The organism is Anaerosporobacter sp., assembly GCF_965301125.1.
Map to the genome: position 1 here is coordinate 685 of NZ_CBDLAM010000091.1, position 14,529 is coordinate 15,213.

The 14,529-nt window shown below is 35.0% G+C and carries 27 protein-coding genes; all 27 read right to left on the reverse strand.

The window, feature by feature from the left end; translation table 11 throughout:
• Positions 1 to 606: 606 nt before the first annotated feature.
• The 27 genes from rpmJ to rpsJ all read right to left on the reverse strand — a co-directional run bounded on the left by rpmJ (position 607) and on the right by rpsJ (position 13,916).
• Entirely contained in the window at positions 607 to 720 is a 114-nt protein-coding gene (gene rpmJ / locus ACW2QF_RS11010; protein WP_073285411.1) for a 50S ribosomal protein L36, read from the reverse strand.
• Between the two features lie 108 nt (positions 721 to 828).
• Complete coding sequence (gene infA / locus ACW2QF_RS11015; protein WP_092478236.1) at positions 829 to 1,047, reverse strand: translation initiation factor IF-1; 219 nt, start codon at positions 1,045 to 1,047, stop codon at positions 829 to 831.
• A gap of 60 nt (positions 1,048 to 1,107) precedes the next feature.
• Entirely contained in the window at positions 1,108 to 1,383 is a 276-nt protein-coding gene (locus ACW2QF_RS11020; protein WP_455716054.1) for a KOW domain-containing RNA-binding protein, read from the reverse strand.
• A gap of 10 nt (positions 1,384 to 1,393) precedes the next feature.
• Positions 1,394 to 2,149: a type I methionyl aminopeptidase gene (gene map, locus ACW2QF_RS11025; protein ID WP_455716055.1), complete on the reverse strand. Its 756-nt coding sequence runs from the start codon at positions 2,147 to 2,149 to the stop codon at positions 1,394 to 1,396.
• 2 nt (positions 2,150 to 2,151) lie between these two features.
• Positions 2,152 to 2,796, reverse strand: coding sequence for an adenylate kinase (locus tag ACW2QF_RS11030; protein ID WP_455716056.1), 645 nt, complete (start codon positions 2,794 to 2,796; stop codon positions 2,152 to 2,154).
• A 113-nt stretch (positions 2,797 to 2,909) separates the two neighbouring features.
• Entirely contained in the window at positions 2,910 to 4,253 is a 1,344-nt protein-coding gene (gene secY / locus ACW2QF_RS11035; protein WP_455716057.1) for a preprotein translocase subunit SecY, read from the reverse strand.
• 2 nt (positions 4,254 to 4,255) lie between these two features.
• The gene (gene rplO / locus ACW2QF_RS11040) at positions 4,256 to 4,696 is read right to left on the reverse strand and encodes a 50S ribosomal protein L15 (RefSeq protein ID WP_455716058.1); all 441 of its coding nucleotides are present in this window, start codon (positions 4,694 to 4,696) and stop codon (positions 4,256 to 4,258) included.
• A 26-nt stretch (positions 4,697 to 4,722) separates the two neighbouring features.
• Positions 4,723 to 4,905, reverse strand: coding sequence for a 50S ribosomal protein L30 (gene rpmD / locus ACW2QF_RS11045; protein WP_455716059.1), 183 nt, complete (start codon positions 4,903 to 4,905; stop codon positions 4,723 to 4,725).
• Between the two features lie 15 nt (positions 4,906 to 4,920).
• Positions 4,921 to 5,430: a 30S ribosomal protein S5 gene (gene rpsE / locus ACW2QF_RS11050; protein WP_455716060.1), complete on the reverse strand. Its 510-nt coding sequence runs from the start codon at positions 5,428 to 5,430 to the stop codon at positions 4,921 to 4,923.
• Between the two features lie 16 nt (positions 5,431 to 5,446).
• The gene (rplR, locus tag ACW2QF_RS11055) at positions 5,447 to 5,815 is read right to left on the reverse strand and encodes a 50S ribosomal protein L18 (protein WP_455716061.1); all 369 of its coding nucleotides are present in this window, start codon (positions 5,813 to 5,815) and stop codon (positions 5,447 to 5,449) included.
• A 19-nt stretch (positions 5,816 to 5,834) separates the two neighbouring features.
• On the reverse strand, positions 5,835 to 6,377 hold the full coding sequence (gene rplF / locus ACW2QF_RS11060; RefSeq protein ID WP_455716062.1) for a 50S ribosomal protein L6: 543 nt from the start codon (positions 6,375 to 6,377) through the stop codon (positions 5,835 to 5,837).
• A gap of 228 nt (positions 6,378 to 6,605) precedes the next feature.
• Positions 6,606 to 7,007, reverse strand: a complete 402-nt coding sequence (gene rpsH / locus ACW2QF_RS11065; RefSeq protein ID WP_455716063.1) for a 30S ribosomal protein S8 — start codon at positions 7,005 to 7,007, stop codon at positions 6,606 to 6,608.
• Positions 7,008 to 7,031: 24 nt separating this feature from the next.
• Complete coding sequence (locus ACW2QF_RS11070; protein ID WP_073285450.1) at positions 7,032 to 7,217, reverse strand: type Z 30S ribosomal protein S14; 186 nt, start codon at positions 7,215 to 7,217, stop codon at positions 7,032 to 7,034.
• 16 nt (positions 7,218 to 7,233) lie between these two features.
• A complete protein-coding gene (gene rplE, locus ACW2QF_RS11075; RefSeq protein WP_455716064.1) occupies positions 7,234 to 7,773 on the reverse strand; it encodes a 50S ribosomal protein L5 in 540 nt (179 codons plus the stop codon).
• A gap of 22 nt (positions 7,774 to 7,795) precedes the next feature.
• Positions 7,796 to 8,113, reverse strand: a complete 318-nt coding sequence (gene rplX / locus ACW2QF_RS11080; protein WP_455716065.1) for a 50S ribosomal protein L24 — start codon at positions 8,111 to 8,113, stop codon at positions 7,796 to 7,798.
• Positions 8,114 to 8,126: 13 nt separating this feature from the next.
• Complete coding sequence (rplN, locus tag ACW2QF_RS11085) at positions 8,127 to 8,495, reverse strand: 50S ribosomal protein L14 (protein WP_167955481.1); 369 nt, start codon at positions 8,493 to 8,495, stop codon at positions 8,127 to 8,129.
• 23 nt (positions 8,496 to 8,518) lie between these two features.
• The gene (gene rpsQ, locus ACW2QF_RS11090) at positions 8,519 to 8,773 is read right to left on the reverse strand and encodes a 30S ribosomal protein S17 (RefSeq protein WP_455716066.1); all 255 of its coding nucleotides are present in this window, start codon (positions 8,771 to 8,773) and stop codon (positions 8,519 to 8,521) included.
• A 21-nt stretch (positions 8,774 to 8,794) separates the two neighbouring features.
• Entirely contained in the window at positions 8,795 to 9,004 is a 210-nt protein-coding gene (gene rpmC, locus ACW2QF_RS11095) for a 50S ribosomal protein L29 (RefSeq protein WP_455716067.1), read from the reverse strand.
• On the reverse strand, positions 8,994 to 9,431 hold the full coding sequence (rplP, locus tag ACW2QF_RS11100) for a 50S ribosomal protein L16 (protein ID WP_073285473.1): 438 nt from the start codon (positions 9,429 to 9,431) through the stop codon (positions 8,994 to 8,996). The genes rpmC and rplP overlap by 11 nt, the downstream gene beginning before the upstream one ends.
• Positions 9,431 to 10,093 (reverse strand): 30S ribosomal protein S3, encoded by a 663-nt coding sequence (gene rpsC / locus ACW2QF_RS11105; RefSeq protein ID WP_455716068.1) that lies wholly within the window; start codon positions 10,091 to 10,093, stop codon positions 9,431 to 9,433. Before rpsC ends, rplP begins: the two co-directional genes overlap by 1 nt.
• Positions 10,094 to 10,133: 40 nt before the next feature.
• A complete protein-coding gene (rplV, locus tag ACW2QF_RS11110; RefSeq protein ID WP_455716069.1) occupies positions 10,134 to 10,520 on the reverse strand; it encodes a 50S ribosomal protein L22 in 387 nt (128 codons plus the stop codon).
• 70 nt (positions 10,521 to 10,590) lie between these two features.
• Positions 10,591 to 10,869 (reverse strand): 30S ribosomal protein S19, encoded by a 279-nt coding sequence (rpsS, locus tag ACW2QF_RS11115; protein ID WP_455716070.1) that lies wholly within the window; start codon positions 10,867 to 10,869, stop codon positions 10,591 to 10,593.
• Between the two features lie 19 nt (positions 10,870 to 10,888).
• On the reverse strand, positions 10,889 to 11,731 hold the full coding sequence (gene rplB / locus ACW2QF_RS11120) for a 50S ribosomal protein L2 (RefSeq protein WP_455716071.1): 843 nt from the start codon (positions 11,729 to 11,731) through the stop codon (positions 10,889 to 10,891).
• A gap of 124 nt (positions 11,732 to 11,855) precedes the next feature.
• The gene (gene rplW, locus ACW2QF_RS11125; protein ID WP_455716072.1) at positions 11,856 to 12,155 is read right to left on the reverse strand and encodes a 50S ribosomal protein L23; all 300 of its coding nucleotides are present in this window, start codon (positions 12,153 to 12,155) and stop codon (positions 11,856 to 11,858) included.
• Positions 12,155 to 12,775 (reverse strand): 50S ribosomal protein L4, encoded by a 621-nt coding sequence (rplD, locus tag ACW2QF_RS11130; RefSeq protein ID WP_455716073.1) that lies wholly within the window; start codon positions 12,773 to 12,775, stop codon positions 12,155 to 12,157. The genes rplW and rplD overlap by 1 nt, the downstream gene beginning before the upstream one ends.
• Positions 12,776 to 12,802: 27 nt before the next feature.
• On the reverse strand, positions 12,803 to 13,435 hold the full coding sequence (rplC, locus tag ACW2QF_RS11135) for a 50S ribosomal protein L3 (RefSeq protein ID WP_455716074.1): 633 nt from the start codon (positions 13,433 to 13,435) through the stop codon (positions 12,803 to 12,805).
• Positions 13,436 to 13,598: 163 nt separating this feature from the next.
• Positions 13,599 to 13,916, reverse strand: coding sequence for a 30S ribosomal protein S10 (gene rpsJ, locus ACW2QF_RS11140; RefSeq protein ID WP_294485318.1), 318 nt, complete (start codon positions 13,914 to 13,916; stop codon positions 13,599 to 13,601).
• Positions 13,917 to 14,529 lie beyond the last annotated feature (613 nt).

Consider the following 14,529-nt stretch of genomic DNA (forward strand, 5'->3'; position numbering starts at 1 on the left):
GTATTACACCTCCATAATTGTAATTAAATTATATTGTTAAGACCGTTTGTAATATCATATGATAATACTTGATTAACATATGGTGAAATGCATACTACTTAACTTCTTAACTAATCTTAGTTTCTTTTATTATCATTTTAATTTGTAATCGGGACTAGTAGTCCCTAGATATACAGAATATACGAGAGCATATATTCTGTTTTTGCAACGAACAACCTTTCCAGGCGTTTCATTACATCAGCCGCTTTAAATTGTGACAAACATAAGCACTTTTCTTATGTCTGCTTATACTAATGGTATCGTAGATACTAAAGATATCGAAGATATCCTTGTATCGTAGATATCTTGGGCAATGCCCTTAGTATAACAAATAACAAGTACACCTATTTACTGTTAAACACAGCAAAAAGTGCATAACATTCCTGTTATCCACAATATCACAATGGAATATTGTCGACATGTTCTTAAACATATGACAAATATTCAGCGTATGATTTATCATACGCGCTAGTAATCTAGCAGATTGCAACACAAAAAGCAAGAACTATTTATGATCGAAAATATATATACGAAACAATAAAAAGCCCTTCCGCTTTTTATTGGATATTAGCCTTGTCTTTGTTTGTGTCTAGGATTTTCACAGATTACTCTGATACTTCCTTTTCTCTTAATAATTTTGCATTTTTCGCAAATTGGTTTTACTGATGACCTTACCTTCATCGAGATTCACTCCTTTCACAAAAGTCAGCTCCCATTATACCACTTAAATTTGTAAATAGCAAGCGTTATTTATATAAATTTTAATTTATATCTTGTTACATTACCGACTTATTTATCACGCCAGATAATTCTACCTTTTGTTAAATCATAAGGTGATAATTCTAATGTTACCTTATCTCCTGGTAAGATACGAATGAAATTCATTCTTAATTTACCACTAATATGAGCTAAAACTTTGTGTCCATTTTCTAACTCAACCTGGAACATTGCATTTGGTAATTTTTCAATAACTGTTCCTTCAATTTCAACTACATCTGCTTTTGACATTTCAAAACCTCCTAAATTCTTTCAAAGGGGATATCCTATCCCGTGGTTACTTAACGAATACTATTGCTTTAAGAATATCTTAATGGATCTTTTAATATCCTCATCCGTTACTTTTTTACCTGAGTTTATACATGATTCTATACTCTCAGGAATTTCATTAATGATTTGAATGTGCTTAATTTTTTTCTTCTTAGGATTCGCTATTTTTTTGAGAATACCGTCCACCAAATATACATATTCGTGATCTGCTTTTATTATTACATATAATTTACCTTTGTCATGTCCAGCCTTAGAATATGCAAGCATACCATACTGGAATGTCTCTAACTGATACATCTACACTCTCCTACTTTTTTGCAGATAGTAAGATTGGCTCGCCATCTGTTATCAAAACAGTATTTTCATAATGTGCTGACAAAGAACCATCCTCTGTAACAACTGTCCAATCATCTTCAAGCCATTCTACATCATAATGTCCAATGTTTACCATAGGTTCTATTGCAAGCGTCATACCTGCCTGCAGTTTAATCCCTCTTCTTTTCTGTCGGAAGTTTGGGATTTCTGGTTCTTCATGTAAAGCTGTTCCTATTCCATGACCCACTAAGTCCCTAACAACTGAAAATCCAAAAGACTCTACATATTCCTGTATCGCAATTGAAATATCATTAAGATGATATCCTTCTTTAGCAAATTTAATTCCTTCAAAAAAACTTTTTCTTGTAACTTCGATTAATTTCTTTGCTTCTTCACTGATATTACCAACTGCCCAGGTTCTTGCTGCATCTGAATGATAACCTTTATAAATTACTCCAGCATCTAAACTTACAATATCTCCTTCTTGTATATATCGGTCTTTTGATGGGATTCCATGAACTACTTCATCATTAACTGATACACAAATTGAAGCAGGATATCCATTATAATTCAAGAAGGAAGGAATGCAACCAAACTTGCGAATAATTTCTTCCCCTTTTTTATCAATATCCTTAGTTGTAATTCCTGGTTTTACGAAATGTTTCAATTCATCATGCACGATTGCAAGTATATTACCTGCTTCTTTCATTAATTCAATTTCTCTACTTGACTTAATTGTAACAGACATTCTTATTCACCTAGAATCTTAACAATAGCAGCAAACACATCAGACATATCTATTGTTCCATCAACTTCTACAAGTACATTCTTCTTTGTATAATAATCAATAAGTGGTTGTGTTTGATCATGATATACTTTAAGACGTTTTTCAACTGTCTCTGGTTTATCATCATCACGTAAAATAAGTTCACTACCACATTTATCGCAGATACCTTCTGCCTTTGGTGGAATATGAACTAAATGATACGTAGCACCACAAGCTACACAAGCTCTTCTACCTGACATTCTACGAACAATGTTTTCATCTGGTACTTCTATATTAATTGCATAATCAATTTTTTCACCGATTGCTTCTAAAGCTGTATCAAGCGCTTCTGCTTGAGGTATTGTTCTTGGAAATCCATCAAGTACATAACCGTTTTCACAGTCTTCTTGTTTTACGCGGTCAACTACTAGATCAACAACTAATTCATCTGGAACTAATAGCCCTTGATCCATGTAAGTTTTTGCCTTGTTACCAAGATCTGTACCATTCTTGATATTTGCACGGAAGATATCTCCTGTTGAAATGTGTGGAATCTTATATTTATCAGCGATTTGTTTTGCTTGTGTTCCTTTGCCCGCTCCTGGAGCACCTAACATAATAATTTTCATAATTTGCCTCCCATACATAATAGTATTACCATCTTATTCTCTAATCAATCTTTTGTGTTTCGTATAGTAGTAAAAGCTGCAGGACGAATCACTACAGCTTACTACTCTTCTTATTAATCGTTTAGAAAACCTTTATAGTGACGAACAAGCATCTGTGATTCAATTTGTTTTATAGTTTCAAGAACTACACCAACAATAATGATTAATGATGTTCCACTAAAAGATACATCAGCACCAAATACACCAGAGCAGAAGATAGGTACAACTGCAACAACTGTTAAACCAATTGCTCCGATGAAGATAATATTATTAAGTACTTTTGTAAGGTAATCTGTGGTTGGTTTACCTGGACGAATACCAGGAATAAATCCACCTTGTTTCTTCATATTATTTGAAATCTCAATTGGATTAAAAGTAATTGAAGTATAGAAATATGCAAAGAAAATCAATAATGCAATATAAATCACTAAACCTAATGTATACTTAAACTCACCGAAGTTTTCGAAGTTACACCAAGATTGTTGATTCATAATTTTAAGTATTTTCTGACCTAAGCTTGCGCCTGCACCAGAAGCTGGATTAGTTCCAAATAAACTAGCAATAATAATAGGGAATTGCAATAATGAACCAGCAAAGATAACTGGTATTACACCAGCTGTATTAACTTTTAAAGGAATACTAGAAGATTGTCCACCAACCATCTTTCTTCCTTGAACCTTTTTAGCATATTGTACAGGGATTCTTCTTTCACCATTTTGTAAGAAAATGATGAATACAACCATGCCAATAATAACTGCTAAAATAATTGCTGCTGCAAGTATTGAATTGACTACATTACCTGAACTATCTACATCAACAAACTTTTTATAAAGTGTGCTTATATCATTTGGAATTCTTGAGAGGATATTAATTAATAAGATAATGGATATACCATTTCCTACTCCTTTTTCTGTGATTCTTTCTCCTAACCACATTAGGAAAGCTGAACCAGCTGTTAATGAAACCGCTACTGTAAGTACACCAGTAAATGTAAGTCCATTCTCTAAATAGCCTGAGTTACCAAATCCAATTGCCATAGCAACACTTTCAATAATAGCTAATGCTACTGTTACATAACGTGTATACTCTGCAATCTTCTTTCTTCCATCTTCCCCGTCTTTTTGCATTTCTTCCAACTTTGGTATTGCTATAGTTAAAAGCTGCATAATGATTGATGAAGTAATATATGGTGTAATATTTAATGCAAAGATTGACATGGTGGTAAAAGAACCACCAGTCAATGCATCAAAAAACCCCAAACTAGTCTGCTCACTAAAGAACTGTGATATTGCAGCTCCATTTACCCCTGGGATAGGAAGTTGACAACCGATTCGAACAATAACGAGTGCTATAAAAGTATAGATTAATTTTTTTCTTATATCTTTAATTTTCCACGCATTTCGGATTGTCTGCAACATCCTTAAATCACCTCAGCATTTCCACCAAGAGCTTGAATTTTTTCAACAGCGCTTGCGCTATAAGCGTTAACCTTAACATCAAGCTTCTTAGTAAGTTCTCCATTTCCTAGAATCTTAACGCCATCTCTTGGATTCTTAACGATTCCAGCTTCAATTAACGCTTCTACTGTAACAACAGCACCGTCTTCAAATCTGTTAAGAGTATCAATATTAATACCAACGATTTCTTTAGAATTTCTGCAAGTGAAACCTCTCTTAGGTAAACGTCTGTATAAAGGCATTTGTCCACCTTCAAAACCTGGTCTTGGAGCTCCTGAACGAGCTTTTTGTCCTTTGTGACCTTTACCTGCTGTTTTACCGTTACCTGAACCGTGTCCACGTCCTCTTCTAAAGTTATCACTGTGTTTAGCACCGTCAGCTGGTCTTAATTCTGATAAATTCATGTGTGCACCTCCTTACTAAATAATAATTATACTTCTTCAACCTTTACTAAATGTCTAACTTGATTGATCATTCCTCTAACTGCAGCGTTATCTGGCATTTCAACAGTTTTGTTAACTTTTTTAAGTCCTAATGCTTCAACAGTTGCTCTGTGTTTTGGAATGGCACCAATTGTAGATTTTACTAAAGTAATTTTTAATTTTTCTGCCATGTCTTTAACCTCCTACTAACCTAGTAGCTCTTCAACTGAAACACCGCGAAGTTTAGCTACTTCTTCAGGAGTTTTAAGTTGATTTAATCCTTCGATTGTAGCAAGCACTACGTTTTGCTTATTATTTGATCCTAATGATTTTGTACGGATATTTTTAAGACCTGCAAGTTCGATAACGGCACGAGCTGGACCTCCTGCAATAATACCAGTACCTTCTGGAGCTTTCTTAAGTAATACAGAAGCGCTTCCGAATTTACCAATGAAGTCATGTGGAATACTTCCATTTTCGTCCATAGGTAATGAGATTAATTTTTTGATTGCATCTTCTTTTCCTTTACGAATTGCTTCAGGAATTTCAGTTGCTTTTCCTAAACCAGCACCAACGTGTCCGTTTTTGTCACCAACAACTACTAATGCAGTAAATCTAAAGTTACGTCCACCTTTTACTACTTTAGTAACACGTTTGATTGATACTACTTTATCTTCTAATTCCAATTGACTAGCATCAATGATTGTACGTTTCATCTATTCTCCTCCTTACCTAGAATTCTAGACCAGCTTCTCTTGCTGCGTCTGCTAAAGCTTTTACTTTACCTTGATATATGAATCCGCCTCTATCAAAGACAACTGTAGTAATACCTTTTTCTAATGCTCTCTTTGCAATAACAGTTCCTAAATATGCTGCTGCTGCTACGTCATTTGTTTTGTCAAGTTCAGCCTTAACTTCTTTTTGTAAAGTTGAAGCTGACACTAAAGTATTACCAACTGTATCATCAATAATTTGAGCGTACATATGATTATTACTTCTAAACACAGCTAAACGTGGTCTCTGAGCAGTACCAGAGAAACGATTACGTAATTTTCTATGTTTTTTAACACGAACTTTACTTCTTGATTCTTTACTAACCATTGTTTTTACACTCCTTTAATTATTTTTTACCAGTCTTACCAACTTTACGTCTAATAACTTCATCAGCATATTTAATACCTTTACCTTTGTAAGGTTCTGGTTGTCTCTTTTCTCTGATATTAGCAGCGTATTGGCCAACTTTTTCTTTATCTATACCTCTAACAATAATCTTGTTTTGTCCATCAAGTGTTACTTCAATTCCTTCTGGATCTTCCATTACTACTGGATGAGAATAACCTAAAGATAATGTTAATGTTTTTCCTTGTTTTGCAGCTCTATAACCAACACCGTTGACTTCAAGAACTTTTTCATAGCCAGCTGTTACACCAACTACCATGTTTGAAATTAATGTTCTAGTAAGACCATGTAAAGATTTCATTTTCTTTAAGTCACTTGGTCTTGTTACAACAATTTCTTCGCCTTCAACTTTAATGTCCATTTCTGATGGTAAAACTCTTTCAAGAGTTCCCTTTGGACCTTTAACAGTCACTTTGTTATTTTCTGCTACCGTTACAGTAACGCCTGCAGGGATAGCGATAGGCATTCTTCCTATACGTGACATGTTGCACCTCCTATAATATTACGTCGCATGCTTTGTATCTGTTGCAGTTATCTGCTAGCAAATGCGTACATGTTGTTAGTTATTTTATTTTTCCCTATATAAGCTATAATACTTCACTAGCAAATATTATTTGTTTATTATAGGAATGATGGTCATGAGAATCTGTGATTCTCATGCACCGACGATACGATTATAAAATATCTGTATCCTATCTATCTTAGCCGTTTCCTACCAAACGAATGCTAAAACTTCTCCACCTACGTTAAGAGCTCTTGCTTCTTTATCAGTGATAACACCTTTGTTTGTAGAGATGATAGCTGTTCCTAAACCACCAAGTACTTTTGGTAAGTTTTCTTTGCTTGCGTATACACGAAGACCTGGTTTAGAAATTCTCTTAAGACCTGTGATGATCTTAACATTTTTATCTTTACCATATTTTAAAGCGATATGGATATTGTTAAATCCGTCAACTTCTTCAATTTCAAAACTTTTGATGTAACCCTCTTTTAAAAGGATTTCAGCGATAGCTACTTTCATTTTAGAAGCAGGTACATCTACAGTATCATGTTTAGCAGTATTCGCATTACGAATTCTTGTAAGCATATCTGCGATTGGATCATTCATTGTCATTATATTTTGCCTCCTTCCTTAATTCTACCAGCTTGCTTTTTTAACACCTGGAATTTGTCCTTTATATGCTAATTCACGGAAACAAATTCTGCAGATTCCGTATTTTCTTAAATAAGCATGTGGACGACCACAGATTCTACAACGGTTGTATTCTCTTGTAGAGAATTTTTGTGGACGTTGTTGCTTTACCTTCATTGACGTTTTAGCCATGAATTTTCCCTCCTAACTATTTTTTGAATGGCATACCGAATAATGTTAATAAATAACGAGCTTCCTCATCAGTCTTAGCTGTTGTTACAAATATGATATCCATACCTCTAACTTTATCAACCTTATCATATTCAATTTCAGGGAAAATTAATTGTTCTTTGATACCAAGGGCATAATTTCCTCTACCATCAAATGCATTAGGATTAACACCTCTAAAGTCACGTACACGAGGTAATGCTAAATTAATTAGACGATCAGCGAAATCATACATTCTTTCGCCTCTAAGAGTTACTTTACATCCGATAGGCATACCTTCTCTGATTTTGAAGTTCGCTACTGAGTTTTTCGCTCTTGTTAATACAACTTTTTGACCAGCGATGATTTCAAGATCTTTAACAGCTGTATCTAATACTTTCGCGTTGTCTTTTGCTTCACCAACGCCCATGTTAATTACTATTTTATCAAGTTTAGGTACTTCCATAACGTTCTTATATCCGAACTTTTTAATCATACCTTCAACGATTTCGTTTTTATAAGTTTCTTTTAATCTACTCAACTTATGAGACCTCCTCTCTTAATTAGTCGATAACTTCGCCAGTTGATTTAGCGAAACGTACTTTTGTAGGGCCATTTTTACCTTCAACAGTCTTGAAACCGATTCTAGTAGTTTTGCCTTTTACTACGTACATAACGTTTGAAGCATCAATAGGTGCTTCTTGGTGTAAGATTCCACCGTTCGGATTAGATTGACTTGGCTTAGCATGTTTAGTTACAGTGTTTACGCCTTCAACTAATACCTTTCCGTTTTTCACAGAAACAACTTTGCCTTCTTTGCCTTTATCTTTACCAGCGATTACTTTAACAGTATCACCTTTTTTGATTTTTGTTGTTGACACAGCCGACACCTCCTTATAACACTTCTGGTGCTAATGAAACGATTTTCATGAATTGTTTTTCTCTTAATTCTCTTGCTACTGGTCCAAAGATACGAGTTCCTCTTGGGTTCTTGTCATCTTTGATTACTACTGCAGCATTTTCATCAAATCTAATATATGATCCGTCTTTACGACGAGTTTCTTTTACAGTACGAACAACTACAGCTTTTACAACGTCACCTTTTTTTACAACTCCGCCTGGTGTTGCATCTTTAACCGAAGCAACGATGATATCTCCGATAGCCGCGTATCTTCTTGTAGATCCGCCTAATACTCTGATACAAAGTAATTCTTTAGCACCAGTGTTATCAGCAACTTTAAGTCTTGATTCTTGTTGTATCATGCTATTACTACTCCTTTCAGAAATTATTTTGCTCTTTCAATAATTTCTACAAGTCTCCATCTCTTATCCTTAGATAAAGGTCTTGTTTCCATTACTTTAACTCTATCTCCAATATTACAATCGTTGTTTTCATCATGAGCTTTTAACTTATAAGTTCTTTTCATGATTTTGTTGTATAATGGGTGTTTAACGTGATCCACTACAGCAACAGTGATTGTCTTATCCATTTTATCACTAACTACTTTACCTATACGAGTCTTTCTAAGGTTTCTTTCCACAACAATTCCTCCTTTCTAGGATTATTCAGCAGCTTTTACTTGTTTTGAAATTACAGTTTGAATTCTTGCGATATTCTTTCTAACTTCTTTAATTCTGCTTGTATTATCTAATTGATTTGTTGCGTTTTGGAATCTTAAATTGAAAAGTTCCTTTTTAGCAGCTACTAATTCTTCTGATAATTCAGCTACTGACTTTGTATTTAAATCTTGAACGTAATTCTTAGTTTTCACTGCCCGCACCTCCTTCTAAGTCTGCGCGAGAAACTACTTTGCACTTAACTGGTAACTTGTGTGTTGCAAGACGTAATGCTTCTCTAGCTACTTCTTCAGCTACTCCAGAGATTTCAAACATAACACGACCTGGTTTAACAACAGCTACCCAGTATTCTAGTGTTCCTTTACCGGAACCCATACGAGTTTCAGCTGGTTTAGTTGTTACTGGTTTATCTGGGAAAATCTTAATCCAAACTTTACCACCACGTTTGATATAACGAGTCATAGCAATACGGGCTGCTTCGATTTGGTTTGACTTAATCCAAGCTGGTTCCAAAGCTACAATACCGTATTCACCGTGAGAAATAGTGTTACCTCTCATGGCTTTACCAGCCATAGATCCACGGAATTGTTTTCTACGCTTTACTCTTTTTGGCATTAACATTATTTATCGCTCCCTTCCTTAGTTGCCTTAGTTGGAAGTACTTCACCATGGTAGATCCAAACTTTAACGCCTAGTTTACCATAAGTTGTATCTGCCTCTGCAAATCCATAATCAATGTCCGCACGTAATGTTTGTAGAGGGATAGTACCATCACTATAGAATTCTGTACGAGCCATATCTGCTCCACCTAAACGACCAGAAACTGCTGTTTTGATACCTTTAGCACCAGTTTTCATTGTTCTAGCCATAGTAGATTTCATAGCTCTTCTGAAAGAAATACGGTTTTCAAGTTGAGCAGCAATGCTTTCAGCTACTAATTGAGCATCAGTATCAGGTTTTTTAACCTCTTTGATGTCTACCATTAATTTCTTATCGCCAGAAATGAATTTTTGTACTTCTACTTTTAATTTTTCAATTTCAGATCCGCCTTTACCAATAACTACACCTGGTTTAGCAGTGAAAATGATAACTTTTAATCTATCTGATGCTCTTTCAATTTCGATCTTTGAAACACCAGCTGAATATAATTTATTTTTAAGATATTTTCTGATTTTGTAGTCTTCAACAAGATTGTCTGCGAAATCTGATTCTGCATACCATCTAGAATCCCAATCGCTGATAACGCCGACTCTTAAACCATGAGGATTAACTTTTTGTCCCATTGTAGTCTCCTTTCATTCAATTAGTTGGTTTTGCACCAAACTATCTTTCATTAAGAATTACAGTGATATGGCTCATTCTCTTTTCGATTCTGTAAGCTCTACCCTGTGCTCTTGGTTTGATTCTCTTCATAGTTGGTCCTTTATTTGCGAAACATTCTTCTACATAAAGGTTTTCAACGTTCATACCGTTATTATTTTCAGCATTAGCGATTGCTGATTTTAATAATTTTTCTATTAAACTTGAAGCATATCTTGGATTGTATGCTAATATACCAAGTGCTGTTTGTACATCCTTACCTCTGATGGCATCTAATACGAAACAAGCTTTTTGAACTGACACTCTAGCGTATGATAATTTTGCAGATGGTCTAGTATCTTTGTTCGCATTTCTTTCTCTTTTAATCTGGGATCTATGTCCTTTAGCCATGGATGAAACCTCCTTTCAAAGTGAAACAATTCTGTCAGTTTTTCGTCCACTGACGATTATTTATTTATAACTATCTTCTTGATTTCTTTTCGTCTTTTCCGTGTCCGCGATATGTTCTTGTAGCAACGAACTCACCAAGTTTGTGTCCAACCATATCCTCAGTTACATATACAGGCACATGTCTTCTTCCATCGTGAACAGCAATAGTGTGTCCAACGAATTGTGGGAAGATTGTAGAACGACGTGACCAAGTTTTGATTACTGTTTTGTCACCAGCTGCATTCATAGCATCTACTTTTTTAAGTAAGCTTGCATCAGCAAATGGTCCTTTTTTAAGTGAACGACCCATAGGTTCTACCTCCTTATAACTACTTTATATTCTTACCGTCTCTTCTTCTTACGATCATCTTGTTAGATTGTTTGTTTTTCTTTCTTGTCTTCAAGCCAAGAGCTGGTTTACCCCAAGGTGTAACAGGGCCTGGACGACCGATACCAGTCTTACCTTCACCACCACCATGTGGATGGTCATTAGGGTTCATTACAGAACCACGAACTGTAGGTCTGATACCCATGTGACGTTTACGACCAGCTTTACCAATATTGATAAGTTCATGATCAATGTTACCAACTTGACCAATTGTAGCTCTACAAATGATTGGTACCATTCTCATTTCACCAGAAGGTAATCTAAGTGTAGCATATTTTCCTTCTTTAGCCATTAATTGAGCTGAGTTACCAGCTGAACGAACGAATTGTCCGCCTCTACCTGGATATAATTCAATATTGTGAACTTGAGTACCTACTGGAATGTTTTGAAGTGGTAAACAGTTACCAACTTTAATTTCAGCTTCTGCTCCGTTCATTAACTTAGTTCCAACTTGTAAACCGTTAGGAGCTAAGATATAAGCTTTTTCACCATCTGCGTAGCAGATAAGCGCGATATTAGCAGTTCTGTTTGGATCATATTCGATACTTAAAACAGTTGCTGGGATACCATCTTTCTTTCTTTTGAAATCGATGATTCTATATTTTCTTCTTGATCCACCGCCTTGGTGTCTTACTGTAATCTTTCCTTGATTGTTACGACCAGCATTTTTATTTAAAGATACTACTAATGATTTCTCAGGAGTAGATTTAGTGATTTCAGCGAAATCTGAGCTAGTCATATGTCTTCTGGAAGGTGTATATGGGTTAAACTTTTTAATTCCCATTTTTTGCACTCCTTTCACTGCGCGTTAACGAATCTAGTTCGTCTGTTTTATTCTTATCGGTTATAAAAAACCATATTGTTAATCTATTTCCGCACTACCACCGAAGTCTTATATAAGATTTATCTTATAGTCCTTCGAAGATTTCAATATCAGCACTTTCTTCTGTTAATTGAACGATAGCTTTTTTAGTTTTTGCAGTTTTACCAACAACATTGCCACGTCTACGATTCTTTCCATCAAGATTCATAGTATTAACTTTAGCAACTTTTGTTCCTTCGAACATTTTTTCAACTGCTTCTTTGATTTGAGCTTTAGTTGCATCTGTATGAACAGAGAATGTATACTTCTTTTCGCTCATTGCGTTCATACTTTTTTCAGTAACGATTGGTTTAAGTATAACATCATAATATTTTAAATTTGCCATTATGCGTACACCTCCTCAATTTTTGCTACTGCATCTTTAGTTAATACTAATGTATCATACTTTAAGATGTCATATACGTTGATTGTATTTGTTAATGCAGTTCTTACAGTTGGAAGATTTCTAGCTGATAATACTACATTTTCGTTCTTTTCTCCTAAAACAACTAATGCTTTGCTTACTTTTAAGTTGTCAAGTACAGCTTTCATTTGTTTTGTTTTAATTTCTGAGAAATTAAGTTCATCAAGAACTACTAATTTAGAAGCATTTACTCTTGATGTCAAAGCAGATTGGATAGCTGCTAATTTTTCTTGTTTATTCATCTTGAATGAATAGTTACGTGGTTTTGGAGCAAATACAACTCCACCACCAGTCCATTGTGGAGATCTTGTAGAACCTTGTCTTGCATGACCAGTTCCTTTTTGTTTCCAAGGTTTTCTTCCACCGCCGCGAACTTCTGCACGTGTTTTAGCACTTTGAGTTCCTTGACGTTTATTTGCAAGTTGTTGAACAACTGCCATGTGAACTAAATGTTCATTTATTTCAACTCCGAAGACAGCATCGTTAAGTTCGATTGTACCAACTTCTTTACCTTCGATATTGTAAACAGATACGTTTGCCATTAGTGTGTTCCTCCTTCCTTAAAGCAATTAGTTTGCTTTTACTGAATTCTTTAACATAACCACAGATTTCTTAGGTCCAGGTACTGCACCTTTAACTAAGATAAGGTTATTTTCTGCATCTATTTTAACAACTTCTAAGTTTTGGATTGTTACTTTAACAGCACCCATGTGTCCTGGCATCTTTTTGCCTTTGAATACTTTACTTGGATCTGAACAAGCACCATTTGAACCAGCGTGTCTATGGTATTTAGAACCATGTGCCATAGGTCCTCTTGATAAACCATGTCTCTTAATAGCACCTTGGAATCCTTTACCTTTTGACTTAGCAGTTGCGTCGATTTTATCTCCTGCTGTGAAGATATCTGCTTTGATTTCTTGTCCTACAGAATATTCTTCAGCATTGTCAAATCTGAATTCTTTTAAGAATCTCTTATTATCTACACCTGCTTTTGCAAAGTGTCCTTTTCTTGGTTTGTTAACTAGTTTTTCTCTAATGTCGCCAAAACCAACTTGTACTGCACTGTATCCATCATTATCAACTGTTTTCACTTGAGTTACTACACAAGGACCAGCTTGTAATACAGTTACTGGAGTTAATACTCCATCTTCATTGAAGATTTGAGTCATTCCGACTTTAGTAGCTAATATTGCCTTCTTCATTACGAATGCACCTCCTGTTTAATCTACAGCGGATTACACAAATTCCGTGTAATCATCCTAGATGGCTTACTTTTGAGTGCTTGGGCCAGGAACCCCTGACACTTGGTCTCTATATATAAACCCTAAAGGATTACTTGCTTTTAATACTTACTTCTTTCAAAAACTATTTAGTTTTCATTTTGATGTCGATATACACACCAGCTGGCATTTCTAATCTAGATAATGCATCAACTGTTTTTTGGCTTGGAGTGATGATATCGATTAATCTCTTATGAGTTCTTTGCTCAAATTGTTCTCTGGAATCTTTGTACTTATGAACAGCTCTAAGAATTGTAACTACTTCTTTCTTAGTTGGTAGTGGCACAGGCCCACTCACCTTAGATCCTGTTTTCTTTACAGTTTCAATAATTTTTCCAGCTGATTGATCAATTAATTGATGATCATACGCCTTAAGTGTAATTCTCATTACTTGACTTGCCATAAAAAAAGTCGCCTCCTTTTCGCACTTAATATCAGTACGACAAGCGGTGACTGTACACGTATCCGTGTGTATCGTAGATAACTCATCTCGTAAAACGAGCAGTTTCTTACTTCGTAATCAGAACTTGTCTAATTACACACACTCCCTCTTCTGCAGTTTGCAGAGCTATTGATTTGTACAGTGACTTGTCGCCAGTTTTATAACTTGACATTCGCTCCACGGAAAACCTGTGTCTTGCACAGCAACCTCGCGCTTCTACGCTATCAATGTCACAACAATAGTTATTATACAGTAGCTTTACAAGAATTGCAAGAACTTTTTCTTAATATTTATCGAAAAAAATGCACAATGTTTTTATTTCTTTTATTAATTTTTTACGCATTTCGTCTATACCCAAAACCATCTTAACTTTTACCATTCTTGTGTCTTTCTCTCTCGAATTGAGTTTCTTCCTATTATATAGTTTGATAATTAACTTGCCCCTTCATTCACCTCACTAACTTATTCCTTTGTAATCTACTATATAAATGCCCTATCTTCTATTCTTCCCATAATCCTATGTTCTATTACATCACAAAAGAAAAAGAAATAACAAAGTTTAAATTACTTTGTT